Source organism: Thermoanaerobacter thermocopriae JCM 7501 (assembly GCF_001310975.1).
Lineage (GTDB): Bacteria > Bacillota > Thermoanaerobacteria > Thermoanaerobacterales > Thermoanaerobacteraceae > Thermoanaerobacter > Thermoanaerobacter thermocopriae.
The window spans coordinates 1-20,804 of sequence record NZ_BAZY01000035.1 but is presented as its reverse complement, the minus strand read 5'-3'; the positions used below and the strand labels follow the sequence as shown (position 1 = coordinate 20,804).

The following is a 20,804-nucleotide window of genomic DNA, read 5'->3' as shown; positions in this document are numbered from 1 at the left end:
TAAATGAAATTAAAGGAGGAAAATATAATGAATATTAAAATTCTTGGAATGGGATGCGCAAAGTGCAAAGCTTTGGAGGAAAATACAAAGGCTGCATTACAAGAACTAGGAATTGAAGCAGAAGTCGAAAAAGTTCAGGATTTAAATAAAATTATAGAATACGTAATGATTACACCTGCTCTTGTGATTAATGAAGAAGTCAAAGTTGCAGGCAGAGTTGCAACAAAAGATGAAATTAAAAAATACATTGAAGAATATACAAAATAAGAGGTGCGATTTTTGCACCTCTTACTCTACTTCATAAACTTCAGAAACAAACCCTTTTGCATAGTTAGCCAACTTGTAAGCTTCATCGTCAACAAATTGGCAAGCTCCGTCCTTCTGATGAAACCTTGTTGAAAATCTCAAATGAATAAGGTGATTTTTATTTTCTTATAGAATTAATTATTCAAGCTCTGAAGCGGAGCAGGAATCCTGCCACCTCTTTTTATAAATGTATCGGCGGAAAAATTGTTTACTTTCATAACAGGTGCGTGTCCCAAAAGTCCACCAAATTCGACATGGTCTCCTTCTTTTTTGCCGGGTACAGGGATGATCCTTACAGCTGTTGTCTTTTTGTTTATCATGCCTATTGCCATCTCATCTGCAATTATTGCTGATATAGTTTCGGCTGGCGTGTCCCCAGGTATTGCAATCATGTCAAGCCCAACAGAACACACGCATGTCATTGCTTCAAGCTTTTCTATTGATAGCGCACCTGCCTCAACAGCGCTTATCATTCCTGCGTCTTCACTTACAGGTATAAAAGCACCGCTTAAACCTCCAACATAGGATGATGCCATTACACCGCCTTTTTTGACGGCATCATTTAAGAGCGCCAGTGCTGCTGTTGTACCAGGTGCACCGCATTTTGAAAGTCCCATTGCTTCAAGTATGTTTGCGATACTATCACCAATTTCGGGAGTTGGTGCAAGCGACAGGTCAAGTATGCCAAAAGATGTGTTTAATCTTTCTGCTGCAAGCCTTCCTATAAGTTCACCTGCACGTGCAATCTTAAAGGAAGTTTTTTTAATAATTTCGGAAATTTGACCAAAATCAGCTTTGTTATCAAGCTTTGAAAGTGCTGCTAAAATTACGCCTGGTCCACTTACGCCAACATTAATGACGCATTCGCCTTCACCTACACCGTGAAAAGCACCCGCCATAAATGGATTGTCTTCCGGCGCATTACAGAAAACTACAAGTTTAGCTGCACCTATTCCGTCTTTGTCTTTTGTAAGTTCGGCGGTTTTTTTAATTATTTTCCCCATTAAAGCTACGGCATCCATATTTATACCTGCTTTTGTTGTAGCTACATTGATTGAAGAACAAACCCGTTCAGTAGAAGATAATGCTTCAGGTATTGAATTTATTAATCTTAAATCACCATCAGTAAAACCTTTGTGTACAAGTGCCGAGTACCCTCCGATGAAATTAACCCCGACTTCTTTTGCTGCAGCATCCAGTGCCTTTGCTATTTTTATAAAATCTTCCGTGCTTTTTGCGCTTTCGGAAATTAAAGCTATTGGTGTTACAGAAATGCGTTTGTTGACAATAGGTATGCCAAATTCTGATTCAAGGTCATTTGCTACTTTTACGAGATTCTTTGCCTTTTTTGTAATTTTATCGTATATTTTATTTGATAAAGTTTCTACATTATCGCTTACGCAATCTCTTAAATTTATACCCATTGTTATAGTTCTTATGTCAAGTTTTTCAGCTTGTACCATACGTATGGTTTCTTCTATTTCATCAAACGCAAATCTCATATCAATCCCTCACAGTCTATGCATTGCCCTGAATATGTCTTCTTTTTGAATATCAATCTTAAGTCCCATTTTCTCTCCAAGAGAATTTAAGTTTTCTTTTAAAATATTAAATTCCACTGTACTATTTGATATATCAACAATCATAATCATAGTAAATATATCCCTTAAAATTGTCTGGCTGATGTCGAGAATATTTATATTTGCTTCAGCTAACAATTTTGAAACAGAGTAAATAATACCGACTTTGTCTACTCCAATTATGGATATAATCGCTCTTTGCACATTCACCAAAACCACTCCTTGCCCTATTCTGTATAGTATACTATAGTGCGAATATATTTGCAAATATACATTTTTTAATTGTTTTTTCGTAGTTTTATGTAATATAACTTTTGTGTTCCTACTGTTAACCCATATCTCCCAACTCATACATCACTATGGAACACACACTAATAGCTGCTGTCTCTGTTCTTAAAATCCTCGGTCCCAAACTCACAAGTTTAGCGCTATACCTTAAAGCCAAATCAACTTCCTCTTCTGAAAATCCTCCTTCAGGACCTACAAAAATAGCAACTTTTTTAATATTTTTTACTCCATCTAATACTTCTTTTAATTTTAAAGTTTTTTCTTTTTCGTATGGGATTATACATAAGTCAAATTCCTCAATTTGCTTTAATGCCTCCTCAAAAGAAATAGGCATACAAATTTCGGGCAATGACGTTCTGCCCGATTGTTTACAGGCTTCCCGAGATATCTTATTCCATCTTTCAATTTTTTTGTTTAAATTGCTGTTTTTATATCTACAACCGAATAGCGAGTTATAATGGGAATAAATTTTTTAACTCCTATCTCTGTACACTTTTGAATTATTAATTCCATTTTATCTGACTTGGGCAAACCCTGAAATAATGCAATTTCAATTGAACTTTCAGTATTCGATTGTAATTTGCTTTCTAAAAATAAAATTACTCTGTTTTTTCTACGCCATAAATAGATGTTTGATATTCAGTAGAACCGTCAGATATTACAATTTCATCTCCTTTTTTCAATCGAAGAACATTTATTATGTGATGAGTATCTTTCCCTCTATATAGGCAAAATTTTCTTTTATTTTTTCTTTATCAACAAAAAATTTCCTCATAATAACTCACTTTTTCCTTGATAATATTGTACACCATTCTCCTTCTTCTTTTATTTGCAATATCTCAAAAAATGGCTGTATTTTTTCCATGACTTCTTTTTTTCTACTTTTTATTATACCACTAGCTAAAAATAAGCCCTCTTCTTTTAAGTATTTAGGAACCTCTGTCGACAACTTAATTATCACATCAGCAATAATATTTGCCACTATAATGTCAGCTTTTCCGTCAAATTCATTTAATAAATCACTTTTAAATACTTTCACATTTTGTAAGTTATTTAATTCTACATTTTGTCTGGCTACTTCCACAGAAACTTCGTCTATATCCGCCGCATAAACTTCCTTTGCTCCTAATTTACTACTAGCGATACTAAGTATACCTGAACCACAACCTATATCAAAAACTATGCTTTCTGGCATCACAATTTCCTCTAAAAGTTCCAAACACATCTTTGTGGTCTCATGGGTGCCTGTGCCAAAAGCCATTCCGGGGTCTAACTCGATAATTATCTCTTCTCCTTGAGATACATATTCTTCCCAAGAAGGCTTAATCACTATTTTCTTCCCTATCTTTAGAGGCTTATAATACTGTTTCCAATTATTTGCCCAGTCCTCTTCATCCACTTCTGAAACTTTTAAGTCAAAATTTCCTATATCAATTCCAAAAGATTTAAGTTCTACAATTCTATCTTTTAAAATATTTATTTTATCTATAGTATCTGAAGCAATAGGAAAATAGGCAAAAACCTTAATATTTCCCTCTTCTTCAAAAAGAGAAGCTCTATATAATCCCAATTATCACTTTGCGCCAATAGTTTTACATCATTCGGGTTTTTTATAACTACACCGCCAGCACCTAATTCGTGCATGATATTTGTCACGGCCTCTTCTGCTTCTTGTATAGTTGTAACTTGTACTTCAATCCATTTCATTCTTTTCACACCTTTAATTTAAATTTATTATCCGCCAAAAGCATCCTTCATCCTTTGAAAAAAGGATTTTGATTCCGTCGAAGTCTCGCCCTCTAATTTTCTCAATTCTCTCAGCAATTCTCTTTGCTTTTCTGTCAACTTTTTAGGCACATCAATATAAACTTCTACAATTTGGTCTCCGCGTCCTCTTCCATTTATGTGGGGAATTCCTTTTCCCCTTAACCTAAACTTGGTCCCTGTCTGAGTTCCTTCTGGTATTGTAAAGCTAACTGGTCCATCCAGTGTAGGAATTTTTATCTCTCCCCCCAAAGCTGCATCAGTAAAACTTATAGGCATTTTCAAATACACATTGTATCCTTCTCTTTTAAACAACTCGTGGGGCTTTACGCGAATTATAAGATACAAGTCCCCTTTTGGACCTCCTCTTAAGCCTGGCTCTCCTTCCCCTCTTAAGGTAAGCATTTGTCCGTCATCTATTCCTGCTGGTACAGTAACTTTAATTTTTCTCCTCTTTCTAATTCTACCTGTACCACTACATTTGTTGCAAGGGTCAGTAATAATCTTTCCTTCACCACGACACCTAGAGCAAGTTCTTATATTTACAATCCTCCAAAAGGAGTATTTTGTTCTGTTCTCACCTCACCAGTTCCATGACATACAGGACAAGTCGCTGGTTTACTGCCTGGCTTTGCCCCTACCCCTTTACATACATCACACTCTTCAAATCGTTCAACCTCTATCTCTTTTTCTGTCCCAAAAGCTGCTTCTTCAAAAGTTAAAGTAAGGTCATACCTTATATCGTTCCCTTTTTGAGGACCTGTTTCTGCTCTTCTTCGCCCTGTACCAAAGAAATCACTGAATATGTCCCCAAATATATCACCAAAACTTCCAAAGCCTCCAAAATCAAAACCGCCTTCTCCGAAACCTCCTTGACCAAATCCACCTTGGCCAAAACCACCTTGCTCAAAAGCCGCGTCTCCAAATTGGTCATATTTAGCTCTTTTTTGAGGATCTGAAAGAATCTCATAAGCTTCATTTATTTCCTTAAATTTTTGTTCAGCTTCCTTGTCACCAGGATTTAAATCAGGGTGATATTTTTTAGCAAGCCTTCTATAAGCTTTTTTTATTTCCTCTTCTGTGGCATTTCTATCTACTCCTAATACTTCATATAAATCTTTTTTAGCCACTTTCTCACCTGCCTTTCATTACGCAAATTAGAACCAGGTAAAACCTGGTTCTACATTATTTATTATCATCATCCTCCACTTTATAGTTGGCTTCATAGACATTGTCCTGTGTTGTACCTTGTCCAGCACTATCTGTATTTGTAGCTCCTCCCGTTTGTCCTCCAGCTTGTTGGTATATTCTTGTAGAAACTTTGTAGAAAGCTTGTGAAAGTTTTTCAGAGGCACTTTTAATCGCTTCTATATCACTTCCTTCAAGAGCTTTTCTCACATTTTCTATTTCTTTGTTAATTTCGTCTTTTTCTGCTTGCGTCATCTTATCCCCAAGGTCTTTCATTGTTTTTTCGGCTTGATAAATAAGAGAATCTGCCTTATTCCTTATTTCGATTTCTTCTTTCTTCTTTCTGTCTTGTTCTTCATATTGTTTAGCCTCATTGATCATCCTTTGTATCTCTTCTTCTGACAAATTAGTTGTCGAAGTAATTGTTATATCCTGTGATTTGCCAGTACCTAAGTCTTTTGCAGAAACATGTACAATTCCATTGGCATCTATATCAAAAGTCACTTCAATTTGAGGCACTCCTCTTGGAGCTGGTGGAATTCCTGACAAAATAAACCTTCCAAGAGTTTTGTTGTCTTTTGCCATAGGTCTTTCGCCTTGTAACACGTGTATTTCAACAGAAGTCTGATTATCCGCTGCAGTGGTAAATATCTGGCTTTTTCTTGTAGGTATCGTGGTGTTTCTCTCTATAATCTTAGTAAATACTCCACCTAAGGTCTCTATTCCCAAAGACAAAGGTGTTACGTCAAGTAAAAGGATATCTTTCACTTCTCCAGATAATACTGCCGCCTGTATAGCTGCACCTATGGCCACTGCTTCATCTGGATTAATTCCTTTGTGAGGTTCTTTACCCATTATTTTCTTTACTGTCTCCTGTACTAATGGCACTCTTGTAGAACCACCAATGAGAAGAACTTTATCAATATCAGAAGGCTTTAAGCTGCATCGTTTAATGCTTGGTTAACAGGACCTACTGTTGATTCTACAAGGTCGGAAATCAATTCTTCAAATTTTGCTCTTGTAAGATTTACATCTATATGTTTTGGCCCCGTAGCATCAGCAGTAATAAATGGCAAGTTGATATTAGTTACTGTTGCAGAAGAAAGCTCTATTTTTGCTCTTTCTGCAGCATCTTTAAGCCTTTGCAACGCCATTCTATCATTTCTTAAATCAATTCCATGTTCTTTTTTGAAATTGTCAGCAAGCCAATCTATTATCCTTTGGTCAAAGTCATCTCCACCCAAGTGGTTATTACCACTTGTAGCCAAAACCTCAAATACTCCTTCTCCTATTTCCAAAATAGAAACGTCAAAAGTACCACCACCTAAGTCATAAACCATTATCTTTTGATTTCCCTCTTTGTCAAGTCCATATGCCAAAGCAGCAGCTGTCGGCTCATTTATTATTCTCAAAACCTCAAGGCCTGCAATTCTACCTGCGTCTTTTGTAGCCTGTCTTTGGCTGTCATTGAAATAAGCAGGAACAGTAATTACCGCCTGTGTAACTTTCTCACCTAGGTATGCTTCTGCATCGGCTTTGAGTTTTTGTAAAATCATTGCAGAAATCTCTTGAGGTGTATACTCTTTATCGTCAATTTTTACTTTGTAGTCACTTCCCATGTGCCTTTTTATAGACATTATGGTTCTATCAGGATTTACAATTGCCTGCCTTTTTGCAACTTGCCCTACTAACCTTTCGCCTTCTTTGGTAAAAGCAACAACTGAAGGCGTAGTACGAGCCCCTTCAGCATTAGGTATGACTACTGGTTGGCCTCCTTCCATAACAGCAACACAAGAAAAAGTAGTTCCTAAGTCAATTCCTATAACTTTCCCCATCTTTTTCAACCTCCTTTTTATTTTGCTACTTTTACTAAACTTGGTCTTATTACTTTATCTTTTAGATAATAGCCTTTTTGGAAAACTTCAATAATTTCATTGGGCTGTTTTCCTTCCACCTCTTCCTGCATTACAGCATGGTGTTTGTAGGGGTCAAAAATTTGCCCTTCTGCTTCAATTTCTTTCACGCCAAATTTATCCAATATCTTTTTAAACTGCCTGTAAATTAATTCTATCCCTTCTTTTAGAGAATTATAATCTCCACTGCTCGCCAAAGCTCTTTCAAAATTATCCATAATAGGCAAAAGTTCTAAAATTACTGTTTCTTTCCCGTATTCTACCATTTCTGATTTTTCTTTTTCTGTTCTCTTTCTGTAATTTTCAAATTCTGCTTTTAACCTTTGTGCAATATCTAAATATTCTTGAGCTTCAACTTCTTTTTGCTGAAGTTTTTGCTTTAGTTCCTCTATTTCATCTACCGTTTGCTGCTGTGGCTGTTGCTGTGCTTGTTCATCTTCGTGAGGTCCTTCCATTTGTTCGTTTGAATCTAAATTATTAACATCCTTTTCCTCCTCTTTGTTAATTTCCTTTTCTACTTCTTCCACTTATATCACCTCATTATATTTCATCATTGTATATATTCGATAAAAGATTCGAAAGCTCTTTTGTCATAACATTGATTTCATTAATTAATTTTCTATAATCCATTCTTGTAGGCCCTATAATTCCTATTGTACCCACCACACGACCGTTAATCTTATAAGTAGTTTTTATAACGCTTAAGTCCTTCATTTCCTCAAACTTGTTTTCGCTTCCTATTCTCACATCTATAAAATCTACTTCAGGTTCTAAAATTTCATTTAATAAAGACTTGTTATCTAAAAGGTTGAAGAAATTTTTTGCTTTGCTTAAATCTTTATACTCAGGAAAATCTAAAATATGAGAAGTTCCATCCGCATAAATATCCGTTTCCTGTAATTGCTTCAAGCTCAAAAGTATAGTGTTTATCAATTCGTCGGCTATAAAAACCATCTCTCCTAACATATGCCTTAAATCCTGTTGTAAAAACTCAAAAACATCTTTTTCATTTTTTCCGGCAATTTTCTCGTTTAACAAATTGTTTAAAAACTCAAAGATATTTCTATCTACATTTTGGCACAAATTAAGCAAGTAATTTTTTACAATCCCTGTGTCTGTTACTACTAAAAAAATCATTTTATTAGAAGCAACAGGTATAAGTTGAATTCTTTTTATTCTATCAGGGTTCAACTTTGGCATTTTAGCAACTGTAGTATGGTGAGTAATGTTAGCCAAAATTTTTGCGTATTTCTTTACAATCTCATCGAATTCCGCTATTATTTCCTCGCGAGTATTATAACTAATTGGAGGTTCATTGTTTATATAATTTCGAAGAATGCTGTCTACATAAAATCTATATCCTTTATCTGAAGGTATCCTTCCTGCAGAAGTATGAGGTTGCTCTAAATATCCCATTTCCTCCAAATCTGCCATCTCATTTCTTATAGTAGCAGAACTTAAGCCTATATTGTACTTCTTAGCTATTGTTCTCGACCCTATTGGCTCTGCGTCATAATATAATCAGTAATAACCGCATATAGTATTTTTTTCTTCCTATCATCTAACGGCATTTTCACCACCCCATGTATTATTAGCACTCAATCAAGTTGAGTGCTAATTCACGTTTTTAAAATACCACTCTTATAATTTTTTGTCAATACTCATTTAGGGCAGAAATTCTTCAAAAATGACGTTAGAGACATCAATTCCCCTCTCAGTAAGTTTTACACACTCATTATCAACCTTAATTAAACCTTCTTTTAAATATTTTTGTATTACTTTTTTATAAATTTCAAATAAACTAACATCAAATATTTTCTTAAAATCCTTGTCACACACTCCTTTTGTCATTCTCAATCCTAAAAACATAAACTCGGCCATTCTATCTTGTTTTGTCAATTTTATTTTTTCCTTAACTGCACTTTTTCTTTCTAAAATGCCTTTAATATAGTCTTTTGTGCCTTCAATATTACTATATCTTACATCCTCCATATACGAATGGGCTCCTGCACCAAATCCCAAGTAATTTTGCATTGCCAGTATAAAATATTGTGGCGACATTCAAATGTGGGTAATGCAAAATTAGATATTTCGTAATGATGGTAGCCTTTTTCTTTTAAAAACTCTATACCCCAATGGTACATGCTAAGCTCTTTTTCCTCATCAACTACAGGCAACTGTCCTTTTTCATAAAGTTTGTAAAAGGAAGTGTTTGGTTCTAAAATTAAGCTATAAGTAGAAATATGGGTCGGCTGTAATTTTACTACTTCTTTTAAAGTTTCTTGCCACTCTTTGAAGGTTTGAGTAGGAAGAGCGTACATCAGGTCAATATTTATATTGTCAAAGAACTTTTTCACTAACTCATAATTTTCAAGAAATTCTTCTATTGTATGAATTCTTCCTATATATTTTAAAAGCCTATTTTGAAAAGCTTGAAGTCCAATGCTTACACGGTTTATTCCATTTACTTTGTAAATTTCTAATTTTTCTTCAGTAATAAGTCCGGGATTCATTTCAATAGTGATTTCACAATCATCAACTAATTTATAATATTTAAATACAGACTTTAATATCATCTCTATATAATAAGGAGGCAAAAGGTTAGGAGTACCACCTCCTATATAAACTGAAACTACATTATAATCTTTTGTAGAGTTTGATTCTATTTCCATAAGTAGTGCCCGAATATAGTCCTCAAAAAGATAATCATAGCCTGCATAAGAATTAAAATCACAATAATAACATTTTCTTTTACAAAAAGGAATGTGAATGTATAATCCTATCTCCTTCATTTTTCATCATCTAACTTCAATATTGACATAAAAGCCTCTTGAGGTATTTCAACATTTCCCACCTGTCTCATGCGCTTTTTGCCTTCTTTTTGCTTCTCTAAAAGTTTTTTCTTACGAGTTACGTCTCCTCCATAGCACTTGGCAAGAACGTTTTTCCTCAAAGCTTTTACAGTCTCTCTTGCAATAATCTTAGAGCCTATCGCCGCCTGGATTGGGATTTCAAAAAGATGCCTTGGAATATTTTCTTTTAACTTTTCTACAATTTTTCTCGCTTTTTCATAGGCTTTATCCTTGTGAACTATCATCGATAAAGCGTCTACTAAGTCACCGTTTATTAAAATATCCAATTTTACTAAGTTAGATTCTTTATATCCTTTAAGCTCATAGTCGAAAGAGGCATAACCCCTTGTTCGTGACTTTAAAGCATCAAAAAAGTCGTATATTATCTCATTCAAAGGCATTTCATATTTTAAAAGTACGCGAGTTTGTTCTAAATATTCCATTCCTAAATATATTCCCCGCCTATCCTGGCAAAGCTCCATAACTGCCCCTACATATTGAGTAGGCACCATAATTGTTGCTTCCACAATTGGCTCTTCGATATGATCTATCTGAGTAGGAAGTGGCATTTTTGTAGGATTGTCCAAATCCAATACTTCTCCATTGGTTTTGTAAACTTTGTAAATTACACTCGGTGCAGTGGTAACAAGATTTAAGTTGTACTCCCTTTCCAACCTTTCTTGAACTATTTCCATGTGTAAAAGCCCTAAAAAGCCACACCTAAATCCAAAACCTAAGGCAGCAGAGGTGTCAGGTTCAAATACAAGTGACGCGTCATTTAACTGAAGTTTTTCTAAAGCCTCTTTTAAATTTTCATAGTCTTGTCCATCCGCAGGATAAATGCCACAAAAGACCATTGGCACTACTTCTTTATAGCCAGGAAGTGGAGAATCAGTGGGATTGTCTGCATCTGTTATTGTATCTCCTACGCGAGTATCTTTTACATTTTTTATGCTAGCAGCAATGTAGCCAACCTCACCTGCTTTAAGCTCTTCTACTGGATAAAGGTTAGGTCTAAACATTCCCACTTCTGTAACTTCAAAAACTTTGCCAGTAGAAAACATTTTTATTCTCATCCCTGGTTTAACAATTCCATCCACTACCCTTACAAAGCTTATTGCTCCTTTGTAGTTATCATAAAAAGAGTCAAAAATTAGCGCTTTTAAAGGCTTGTTTTCATCACCTTTTGGAGGTGGAATTCTATTCACAATGGCTTCTAAAACTTCTTCTATACCTATGCCTTCTTTAGCAGAGGTAAGCAAAGCATCTTCTGCGTCAATCCCAATCACGTCTTCAATTTCTTTTTTTACAAGTTCAGGATTTGCTGAAGGAAGGTCTATTTTATTTATCACAGGTACTATCTCTAAATCATGTTCTAAAGCCATATACACATTAGCAAGGGTTTGCGCCTCAATTCCTTGTGTAGCGTCTACTACAAGCAGAGCTCCTTCACATGCTGCAATGCTTCTGGATACCTCGTAAGTAAAATCCACATGCCCAGGGGTATCAATAAGATTAAGTTCATATTCATTTCCGTCTTTAGCTTTATAAATCATCCTTACAGGCTTTAACTTTATAGTAATTCCTCTCTCCCTCTCCAATTCTAAATTATCTAAAATTTGCTTATCTGTCTCCCTCTCAGAAAGAAAACCCGTTTTCTCAATAAGTCTATCTGCCAGAGTAGATTTACCATGGTCTATATGGGCGATAATACAAAAATTTCTAATATACTCCATCCTTTCTGACATTGTGTACCTCCTCAAAAATTAAAGAATACACCTCATTTCAAAAATCGGTCTTTACAATATTGGCTCAATCTACCTATGTCAATAACCGACTCCTTACCAAAAATTTTTACAATTATCTTTTCTTTATTTGAATATACGCCAAATATATTTACTTTCCTCACTCCTGTAGTAATTTCATTAAAGGAAGAATCAGCTATTACAAGCCCTATCATCATAATAACAATGTACAATAAAAGAGCAAAGATTACAAGTCTCTTTTTTCGAATTTGTTTTTTTCTCTCTTTTGTCCTTGTAAGTCTCATCTTTTACCTTCCTTTCAAAGCTTCGTAAATCTGTTGCATTTGTTCAATCATTTTATCGCAACTATATTTTTTCGCACTTTCTTTTCCCTTTACACTCATATTTTTTCTCAACTTTTCATCTTTTAAAATTTTCTCTATAGCATTTGCCAACTCTTCAGGATTTTCCTTTTCTACCAAAATTCCCTCTACACCATCTTGTATTATTTCTGGAATACCTCCCACCTTTGTAGCTATGACAGAGATACCTTCATTTAAAGCTTCAATTACAGAAATTCCAAATCCTTCTTCATGAGAAGGAAGCACAAATAAATCAAGATTTCTCAAAAAAGAAGGAATGTCATTTCTATACCCTAGTAAAAAGAATCTGTCTTTTAAATTTAAACTCTCAATCATTTTTTGTAATTCTTCTTTAAAAGGACCATCTCCTGCTACAAAAAAATAGGCATTTATATTTTTTAAAATCGAAGCCGCTTTTATTAAATCCTGAACACCTTTAGCAGGAATAAGTCTTGCTATACTTCCTACAATAAATGAGTCTTGTGGCAAATTGAATTTTTCTTTTAAATTAAGAGTTGTTTCCTCATAAAAAGAAGTATCAATGCAATTGTACACTACCTTTATTTTGTTTTTCTCTATTTTTTGATTTACGACTAGATCTTCTTTTAATGCTTTAGAAACAGCAATAAACTGGTGGGTTTTTTTGTCTAGAACTTTTGTCAAACTTAACAGAAGTTTCTTTTTGTAAAAATTCATATTATCGTAATTTGCAAAGTTGTGGATTGTCACTACTGTTTTCACAGGCATAGCAAAACATGCAATTCTTCCTACGAATGAAGCTTTTGCCCCATGCATGTGAACAATATCTGGCTTAAACTCATATATTGCTTTTTGTACAAACCTTATTACCCTATAGTCTTTTTTTAAACTAAGTCCGTCTCCAATGCCAACATTATATACTGCAATCCCCAACCTTTTAAGATATTCTTGAGTTTTTTCGTCAAAAGAACACAAAACAGCCACTTCATACCTATTTTTGTCTAGCAATCTCACCAGTGACAATAAATGTTTTTTTATTCCCCCTTCTGATTTTCTCACAATTTGCAATATCCTTATTTTTTTCATGAAACCACCTTTTTAAGCCATTTCTTCAATAACAAAATGTATTAGCATAGGTCCAACAAATACCATCATTGTAGCTGACGCTACAATTCCTGAATCATTAAAAATAAGCGCAAAAACACTCCCTATAATCGTTGCTACAAAACACGTTCCAATGTAAGTATGCTTTTTAAAAATTTCCCTCAAAACTCCCACAGGTTTGAAAAAAAGAACCAGTAAAACACCTATAAGTGTCAATAACACTCTTGACCATATGGAATATTTTATGAGCTTATAATTCATCAAAAGCTTTCTTTCAAAAATTTGTAATAAAGATTTTATACCCTGGCTTTTTACTAAAGCAAAAGTTTGTCCTATGTGAGTTTGTTGAGAAACTGGTCTTAAAGAATCCAAGTAAAACAGCCCAAAAAGCATTAAAACTATCCCTATACCAATATACAATAGATTTTTTACGTTAATTTTTTTATCATATAAAAGTAACAATGCCACAGCAAAAGCTCCAAAGGCCGATATCGCACCTCCCACATTTGTGCCTATATTTGGAGCTGCAATAAAATAGAATACCAGTGCGTATATCATTGTAGTTATAGCTAAAAGCAGCTTTTATTCGAAAAAATTTCAAAAGCCATTGTAGTAAAACATAAGACAGCTCCAATCAATATCCCCATATACTCGTTTCCTATGCCATAAAAGCGTGCTCCTCCTATGACGTCATAGCTTAAAAAGGAATTTTTCAGCAAATACTGTCCCGTTACAAGGTCAATTAATAAAACAAGGGAAGTAATCAAGCCTATTATAGCATAGAAATAATAACCATAAGGATTAATTTCATGAATTGCAATAATTGCTACTGCTGTCAAAAATAATATTCCAACGAAACTATGGGATAAACTGGTATAATTAAACAAAGGTAATAGCAAAAAAGCCAGAGGAATAGTAGAAACAAAAAACAACAGTGGTTTTAAATACACAGCATATTTTTTTAAAAACAGCAAAACTAATAGGCTAAAAATTAAAATTATTATCTCTAAAACTACATAAATCTTCAAAAAAATAGGCCTATAAGTGTAATTAAAAACTAGTTTATGACTTTCGGATAATAATTTGTCTACACTTCCTTTGTAACCAGAATTATAAAGGGGATGTCCCGTCAAAAAAGTGGGTATAGGAATATCAAAAAACTGTAAAATTGTCGGCATTAAATCTGTATTTGTTACAATACCCACCCTTTTTGTTGTGTCTGAAGTAACATACCCTTTGGTAAAGCCTGGTCCAAAAAGTATTATGGGAGTTAGATAACTTTTTTGCCCCATGTCTTTAGATGGAGGAAGTGGAGTTAAGACAATGTATAAGGTGTTGGGACTGCCTTCTTTTATAATTTTACCAATAAATTCATCTGCTTTATATAAAGCCCTTTTTTTATTTCTTTCATTAATTTTATCCATTGCATACTCATGGTAATCATTCGCTCTTATCGTATCTCCTAATTGAAAAACTGTTAAGTCAGGCTTTTCTTTCATTTCTGTATATTTTTGATAAAGTACATCATAATCTGTCATAATTCCAAAAGGGCTTAAAGGGTCCCTTTTTAAGACATTGTCACTCACATCCCCAAAGTCTACTATTCCTTTTTCATCCATTACTATAAGAGGCGCATATCTTCTTCGTTCTACACCAGTATCTTCATTGCCAAACACAGCAACAGTTTTTCCATTTTGTTTTAAAAGAGTACCTAATAGACCAGGTACTATAATGTGACTTCTAGTTAGGTTATTTCTCTCAATTTGAGCAAAATCTAGATTTACTATATTAAATATTTGTGGCTTAATACCCGTATTCCTTTTGAAAATTGTAGCGGCTTGTTCTCCATTTACTATTTCAGAAGCGTTAAAATTAAGGGAAGCTTCTTCAGAACCTACAGCTCTTGTCCCACAGCCAATTGTCATATACACATTTTCAGGAGACCTACCTCCGTCGGAATTCACCGTCATAAGTCCATATGTACCATTTTCCATGAGATATTTTATATTAGGAAGGTCATTTGCAACATAGTCATTTAAATTAACTCTATCTACAATAAATATAACTATTTTTCTATTTTTCATACTATTTACTTGTCCATAAGAAAAAGTGCTACAAAGGATTAAAAACGCCAAAACCACTCCAATTATTCTTGCTACAAATTTCATAAAGAACCTCCTAAATCATTGATAATTACAGTAATTTATTTTAACCTTTTTTTTTAATTAATATCAACACTCTTATCACTATAAAACAAAAAGCAGTTTTCACTGCTCAAAATCCTGTTGCTGTTTTATTACTTCATATATGGCTTTAGCCAGATACTTTGTAGTTGCAATTGCTTCCTCTAAAGTATTATAATTACTCCCTAATTCAATCAGTATCGATTTCTCAAGAAGATGCTGGTTATATTCACTATAAGGCTTTACCTGTACTCCTAAAGATAAGCCAGGATATAGCTCATTTAATTTATCACTTACCCTTTTGGCAAATTCGTAATTCTTTCTCCAATCTTCTTTCATTTCCGGTGTCCTTCTTGAACCTATAATAAAAGAAACTTTTGCTATTTTTTCTCCGTTTAAATCCATCACATATTTTTTTCTAAATTCTTGATTTTGCAAACTGCTCAAAACAGGAATAGTTTCTACCCCTGGTTTCATAACAGCACCATAGCCATCTCTATGTAAATCGATCGCCACTTTAATAGAAGGATGCTCTTTTAAAATTTTGCTGACCGTTGCAAAAGAGTTTACATAGGATTTGTCATAGTTATAATCATGGATAGTTTTATCGTGTAATACAGAGACTCCTTCATTTTTTAGATATTCGGCAAGATAATCCCCTACTTTTGCCACAGTATAATTTAAGTCATCTGTCCTGTCATAACCGTGCTTTGCTATATATTTGTTTTTCTCTGTCGCGGCATAAGCCTCCATGGTATGAGTGTGATATATCAAAATATAGGGTTTACTATTATCTATATTTTTTAAAGCTGGTTTTTCATCTTCCTGTGTTTGAGACATGTTTTTGTCACTTTGTAAATTAGTATCAAGGAAATTCTTATTAGAAGAAGGGTTTATTTGGGCATTGTTATTCTGTATATAATTAGTACCTACCTTTTTAAAATCCACCACTGCTAAAATTGGAAGTTGAAATTTCAATATATTAATAGGATCTTTAACCTTGGCATTTAATAAAGAAGAAAAGGTTAAATCCTTTCCTGTATAGCCTTGCGATGCAAAAGCTACTTCTATTATCGGTAGGCTATAATTTATCGAAGTTACAAATAAACTCTCTAATCTATCATACTCCTCTGAAAAAGAATCACTAATTACCTGTTTATACTCATTTTTATAAGATTGTGTCATCCAATTATAAAGAAAAACGTTTATTATCACCAAAACTACAAACATTATCCTACTTATTTTTGATAAGCTATAATACCTGTACAAAAAGAAGCACCTCTCTTTGGTTTTTATATTTTATAAATATTCCATCAAGAGGTGCTTTAGTACTTTATGTTTAATGAAGTAATTGATTCATTTCCCTTTCTGTAAGACCAGGTTGCAGTGCAAGATTTATTCCTCTGGATATAATTGAAGCTATATTTCGCACCAATAAATCTATTTCTTTAGGAGTAACTACAAGATTATGTACATAAGGTGCCAAAACTTCTTGAATGAGACTGTATTTCTCTTGTTGACTCATATTCTTAAGTACTCCATAAAAAGGGCTTTCTTCTTTGGTCTGTTTTAGTAACTCTTCTGTTAAATATTCGATGGTGTCGTTAGCAATTGTTACTGCATCTACTACTGTAGGAACCCCTATGGCTATTATGGGTATCCCTAAGCTTTGCTCAGTAATTGAAAGCCTTCTATTACCTATTCCAGACCCTGGGCTTATACCTGTATTTGAAATTTGAATAGTAGTAGATAATCTCTCTAATCTTCTCGAAGCCAAAGCGTCAATTGTAATTATTAAGTCAGGTTTTATTCTGTCAACTACCCCTTTTAAAATTTCAGCCGTTTCTATTCCGGTAATCCCTAAAACTCCTGGAGAAATTGCACTGACAGACCGAATTTCATCGCCAAACTGTTGAGGTGCATATTCCTTTAGATGCCTTGTTACTACGATATTGGAAACTACACGAGGTCCCAATGCATCAGGAGTTACATTCCAATTACCTAATCCTACTACTAAACCTGTGTATTCACTGTTAAATTAGCTATTTCTTTAATTATATCCGCCAAAATTTTCGCAACTTCTTCTTCTAAATCTAAATCTCTTTCAATGAGACCGGGGGCCTCAATAGTTATATAGTCCCCCACCGGTTTTCCCATTGCTTTTTCTCCTTCTTCATTTAAAATTTTGACCTTTGTCACCTTTATGCCATCTAGATGTTTTTCATCTACCTTTACTCCTGGAATCTCTCTTTCTTTGTATAATTCTCTCGCTTCTACTGCCAGGTCTGTCCTTATACTGTACATCTACATCACCTCAACTCTGTAGGTACAAAGGCATCAACCAATCCTATCACAAAAGCAGCAATTAGTGAACCAACTATTGTTGCATGAATGGTAGGAACAATAAACTGAGAAACGTATATAACTACTGCCGCCACGAAAAATCCTACTAAACCACGGCTCCTTGGTGAAATATTTTTCCCTAATATTAATTCTACAATATAACCTAACAAAGCTATTACCACAGCTGAAATAAGAGCTCCCCAAAAGCCTGCAACACTAAAGCCAGGTACAAGATATCCCACCACCAATAGCACAATAGCTGATACAATGAAACGTATAATAGTTTGTAACATCAAATCACCTCCTCTAATTATGATTAACAAATTGACAAATTTTATACCATGTATAATTGTATTTTTTACATTTCGCTACCTCCGCCTCTAAATATAGCCATGTATACCGCTAATCCAAATAAAAAAAAGCCTTACGGCCTTAAAATACTGGAGAAAACTCGACTTAAAATTTTTTTTGTAAAATAAAAACGTGTTTACCAGTTTTTAACTTCTTCAAACTTCTCTAAAAGTTTTTTCTGTTGTTTCTCAGGCAAATGTACACCTGGCATCATGTAAAGAATATTATCTTCTTTATAAACACGCTGTTGTAAAAATTGTGCATACTCTAACGAAAACAACTCCATATCCTCTTTAGTTATTCCTTATTTAAAATATATCAATCCGTTTTGTCTAAGAATTTTTAAGTATGTTACCAATCTGGGATAGAGTGGCTCTACCTTTGCACCGAATTTATTTGAAAGTTTGGTAGCAATGTCGTAAACTGTGTTTTGCCCATCGCAAAGCCTCCATACCTCAGATCCAATTTCATCAAGGTCACGGTATATATTTTCAGGAAGATCCCGGTAAAAAAATTTTAGGATATTGAATAGTAGCCCCTTTCTAGCTATCTTAAGCTGAATAAGACCGTCTTTTTTTATCAACCAAGAGATTTTATCGTTGCGGATAGGGGTCATTAACATGAAATTTTGATCTTTTCTCAATAGATTAACCTCCTAAAAAAGAAAAAAGTGGAGGAAGGGACTCCCCTTCCTCTTATTCAAGTTCTACCTTTTTAAAGGATTTCCCAATAAGAGTATACATCATTATTAAGAACAATACCAGTCCACCCCACTGCCCCAACACATTATTTCCAATACCTATGTCGATGTTAGCAGCTACTAATGCAGCAATCAGGATTCCCATTATGCCTTCCCCGGCTATAAGACCCGAAGAATAGAGTACTCCTCTTTCGACTTTCTGTTTCAAAACTTCATCGGATTTTTCTCTTCTTTCGAGAATGCCTCTTATCAAACCGCCAAGCATGATAGGAGTGCTTAGATGAATTGGCAAATAAAGTCCAATGGCAAATGGCAATGAGGGTATACCTAACAGCTCTATCACCGCTGCTGAACCAAAACCAACAAAAACCAAAGCCCATGGTAGGTTGCCTTCTATAATGCCTTCGATAACCATTTTCATCAAAGTAGCCTGGGGAGCTGGAAGATCTTTGCTACCAAAGCCGTATGCATTGTTGAGCATTATTAGAATCCAACCAATAACCAGCCCTGAAACTATAACTCCTATCAGCTCACCAATCTGCTGGCGCTTAGGAGTAGCTCCCACCAGGAAACCAGTCTTCAAGTCCTGGGAGACATCGCCGGCTATCGCCGCAGCTACAGCAATAATACCTCCTACGCTCAAAGAAGCAACCATACCCTCTACGCCGGTAAAACCAATAGCCTTAAAAATAACTGTGGTGAATAGCAAGGTGGCGATAGTCATACCGGATACCGGATTAGAGGAACTTCCAACTATGCCAACAATACGTGAAGATACCGTAACAAAGAAAAAGCCAAAAATAGCAATGAGTATCGCTCCAACTATTCCCACTGGAATAAGTGGAGAAAATGCAATAATTATAATCAGGATTAAAACGCCAAATAAAACCCATTTCATAGCTAAATCATCATCAGTACGACGCTGTGATCCGTTTTCGCCTTTCATACTGAAACCGGAAACGGATTGAGTAAAGGCGTTTACTATTGTTGGCAGTGCCTTAACTAGGCTTACAACACCTCCAAAAGTCACTGCCCCGGCACCTATATAACGCAAGTAATAACTCCATATACCCCAGTGATCGAGCTCGGATATAGGCACCGAAGCCGGATAAATAGCTTGAGGAATGTAATTGCCTAGGTGCGAGATAAGCGGTATGAAAACTAACCATCCCAGTACAGCACCAGATAGCATGTATGCCGCAATCTTGGGGCCGATTATAAAGCCTACACCCAAGAGGGATGGCAGGATGTCACCGCCAATTGCGGCTCCTTTATAACTTGGTATCTTCCATTCTATTTCTGAGGGAAAAAGTTTCAATCCGTCAGCCAGCAGTTTATAGAACGCACCGATACCTAGCCCTTCAAAAACAGTCTTTGCGCTTACTCCACCGACCTCGCCGGCAACTAGAACTTCCGCACAGGCTGTACCTTCTGGATAGGGAAGCACGCCGTGTTCTTTGACAATCAGGAAGCGTCGAAGAGGTATCATCATAAGAACTCCCAGGACTCCGCCGATAATGGCTATGGTGGAAATCTTCATAATACTAGGGTTTGTTTTCCACAAAAACAAGGCAGGCAAAGTAAAAATAACACCTGCAGCCAAAGATTCTCCTGCTGAGGCTATGGTCTGAACCATATTATTTTCCAGAATTGAATCCCTCTTTAGAATACCTCTAACAATTCCCATTGAAACTACCGCCGCTGGTATGGAAGCGCTTACGGTCATGCCCACTCTAAGCCCTAGATATGCGTTGGCGGCACCAAAAACTATAGCAAGAATGATACCGACAATGAACGAAAAAGGCGTAAACTCTGCTATTATCTGATCTGCAGCTATATACGGAGTATATTCATTTCCGGAAGCACCGTTATAAGCTTGCTTTGAGAGCTTTTTCTTTTTTTCCACTTAATCTTCCTCCTTCTTTATCATCTCTTAATCTTAAAAAAGTTAATTAGTTCCTTCTTACTCTAATTTACTTTTCACCCCCTTGTCTGTTTTACGACATAAGGATACGTAGTAAAGACATGGCTGAAATGAAAACAAACACGCTCAGGAAAGGTTAAAACTTTAAGTTATAATTCCCTTTAAATTATTATACCTTTTATTCTAAAAAAATGCAAACGTTCTTTTAATTTAGATTTAAAA

The 20,804-nt window shown here is 35.0% G+C and carries 12 protein-coding genes and 8 pseudogenes; 1 reads left to right on the top strand and 19 read right to left on the bottom strand.

Annotated elements, in window-relative coordinates; translation table 11 throughout:
- Positions 1 to 27 precede the first annotated feature (27 nt).
- The gene (locus JCM7501_RS10850; RefSeq protein ID WP_012994983.1) at positions 28 to 267 is read left to right on the top strand and encodes a thioredoxin family protein; all 240 of its coding nucleotides are present in this window, start codon (positions 28 to 30) and stop codon (positions 265 to 267) included.
- A 173-nt stretch (positions 268 to 440) separates the two neighbouring features.
- On the opposite strand, the gene JCM7501_RS10845 is transcribed toward JCM7501_RS10850, so the two are convergent.
- From JCM7501_RS10845 to JCM7501_RS10760, 19 genes and pseudogenes are all read right to left on the bottom strand, one after another.
- The gene (locus JCM7501_RS10845; protein ID WP_028992477.1) at positions 441 to 1,808 is read right to left on the bottom strand and encodes a PFL family protein; all 1,368 of its coding nucleotides are present in this window, start codon (positions 1,806 to 1,808) and stop codon (positions 441 to 443) included.
- A gap of 9 nt (positions 1,809 to 1,817) precedes the next feature.
- Complete coding sequence (locus JCM7501_RS10840; protein ID WP_028992476.1) at positions 1,818 to 2,096, bottom strand: ACT domain-containing protein; 279 nt, start codon at positions 2,094 to 2,096, stop codon at positions 1,818 to 1,820.
- Between the two features lie 118 nt (positions 2,097 to 2,214).
- A pseudogene (locus JCM7501_RS10835) lies at positions 2,215 to 2,949 on the bottom strand (16S rRNA (uracil(1498)-N(3))-methyltransferase).
- Between the two features lie 6 nt (positions 2,950 to 2,955).
- Positions 2,956 to 3,881: pseudogene (gene prmA, locus JCM7501_RS10830) on the bottom strand (50S ribosomal protein L11 methyltransferase).
- A 27-nt stretch (positions 3,882 to 3,908) separates the two neighbouring features.
- A pseudogene (dnaJ, locus tag JCM7501_RS10825) lies at positions 3,909 to 5,068 on the bottom strand (molecular chaperone DnaJ).
- 55 nt (positions 5,069 to 5,123) lie between these two features.
- Positions 5,124 to 6,961, bottom strand: a pseudogene (gene dnaK / locus JCM7501_RS10820) (molecular chaperone DnaK).
- Positions 6,962 to 6,978: 17 nt separating this feature from the next.
- Positions 6,979 to 7,566 (bottom strand): nucleotide exchange factor GrpE, encoded by a 588-nt coding sequence (gene grpE / locus JCM7501_RS10815; RefSeq protein ID WP_028992474.1) that lies wholly within the window; start codon positions 7,564 to 7,566, stop codon positions 6,979 to 6,981.
- Positions 7,567 to 7,579: 13 nt separating this feature from the next.
- Positions 7,580 to 8,610, bottom strand: a pseudogene (gene hrcA, locus JCM7501_RS10810) (heat-inducible transcriptional repressor HrcA).
- A gap of 94 nt (positions 8,611 to 8,704) precedes the next feature.
- A pseudogene (gene hemW, locus JCM7501_RS10805) lies at positions 8,705 to 9,831 on the bottom strand (radical SAM family heme chaperone HemW).
- Positions 9,828 to 11,639 (bottom strand): translation elongation factor 4, encoded by a 1,812-nt coding sequence (gene lepA / locus JCM7501_RS10800; RefSeq protein WP_013150151.1) that lies wholly within the window; start codon positions 11,637 to 11,639, stop codon positions 9,828 to 9,830. Before lepA ends, hemW begins: the two are co-directional and overlap by 4 nt.
- Positions 11,640 to 11,671: 32 nt before the next feature.
- Positions 11,672 to 11,941, bottom strand: coding sequence for a hypothetical protein (locus tag JCM7501_RS10795; RefSeq protein WP_013150150.1), 270 nt, complete (start codon positions 11,939 to 11,941; stop codon positions 11,672 to 11,674).
- A 3-nt stretch (positions 11,942 to 11,944) separates the two neighbouring features.
- Positions 11,945 to 13,063, bottom strand: a complete 1,119-nt coding sequence (locus tag JCM7501_RS10790; protein WP_028992472.1) for a glycosyltransferase family 4 protein — start codon at positions 13,061 to 13,063, stop codon at positions 11,945 to 11,947.
- A gap of 12 nt (positions 13,064 to 13,075) precedes the next feature.
- Positions 13,076 to 15,249: pseudogene (locus tag JCM7501_RS10785) on the bottom strand (hypothetical protein).
- A gap of 99 nt (positions 15,250 to 15,348) precedes the next feature.
- Positions 15,349 to 16,533 (bottom strand): stage II sporulation protein P, encoded by a 1,185-nt coding sequence (gene spoIIP / locus JCM7501_RS10780; RefSeq protein ID WP_028992470.1) that lies wholly within the window; start codon positions 16,531 to 16,533, stop codon positions 15,349 to 15,351.
- A gap of 70 nt (positions 16,534 to 16,603) precedes the next feature.
- Positions 16,604 to 17,568: pseudogene (gpr, locus tag JCM7501_RS10775) on the bottom strand (GPR endopeptidase).
- A gap of 5 nt (positions 17,569 to 17,573) precedes the next feature.
- Positions 17,574 to 17,900 (bottom strand): phage holin family protein, encoded by a 327-nt coding sequence (locus JCM7501_RS10770; RefSeq protein ID WP_012994967.1) that lies wholly within the window; start codon positions 17,898 to 17,900, stop codon positions 17,574 to 17,576.
- A 194-nt stretch (positions 17,901 to 18,094) separates the two neighbouring features.
- On the bottom strand, positions 18,095 to 18,244 hold the full coding sequence (locus JCM7501_RS13035; RefSeq protein ID WP_156202119.1) for a hypothetical protein: 150 nt from the start codon (positions 18,242 to 18,244) through the stop codon (positions 18,095 to 18,097).
- Between the two features lie 18 nt (positions 18,245 to 18,262).
- A complete protein-coding gene (locus tag JCM7501_RS10765) occupies positions 18,263 to 18,601 on the bottom strand; it encodes a PqqD family protein (RefSeq protein WP_012994965.1) in 339 nt (112 codons plus the stop codon).
- 52 nt (positions 18,602 to 18,653) lie between these two features.
- The gene (locus JCM7501_RS10760) at positions 18,654 to 20,564 is read right to left on the bottom strand and encodes an OPT family oligopeptide transporter (RefSeq protein ID WP_028992468.1); all 1,911 of its coding nucleotides are present in this window, start codon (positions 20,562 to 20,564) and stop codon (positions 18,654 to 18,656) included.
- Between the last annotated feature and the right edge of the window lie 240 nt (positions 20,565 to 20,804).

Excerpts from the sequence above, each read along its gene's own strand:
- JCM7501_RS10850 (WP_012994983.1), top strand. The coding sequence starts at position 28 with ATGAATATTAAAATTCTTGGAATGGGATGCGCAAAGTGCAAAGCTTTG.
- JCM7501_RS10845 (WP_028992477.1), bottom strand. The coding sequence starts at position 1,808 with ATGAGATTTGCGTTTGATGAAATAGAAGAAACCATACGTATGGTACAA.
- lepA (WP_013150151.1), bottom strand. The coding sequence starts at position 11,639 with ATGTCAGAAAGGATGGAGTATATTAGAAATTTTTGTATTATCGCCCAT.
- JCM7501_RS10795 (WP_013150150.1), bottom strand. The coding sequence starts at position 11,941 with ATGAGACTTACAAGGACAAAAGAGAGAAAAAAACAAATTCGAAAAAAG.
- JCM7501_RS10790 (WP_028992472.1), bottom strand. The coding sequence starts at position 13,063 with ATGAAAAAAATAAGGATATTGCAAATTGTGAGAAAATCAGAAGGGGGA.
- JCM7501_RS10770 (WP_012994967.1), bottom strand. The coding sequence starts at position 17,900 with ATGTTACAAACTATTATACGTTTCATTGTATCAGCTATTGTGCTATTG.
- JCM7501_RS13035 (WP_156202119.1), bottom strand. The coding sequence starts at position 18,244 with ATGGAGTTGTTTTCGTTAGAGTATGCACAATTTTTACAACAGCGTGTT.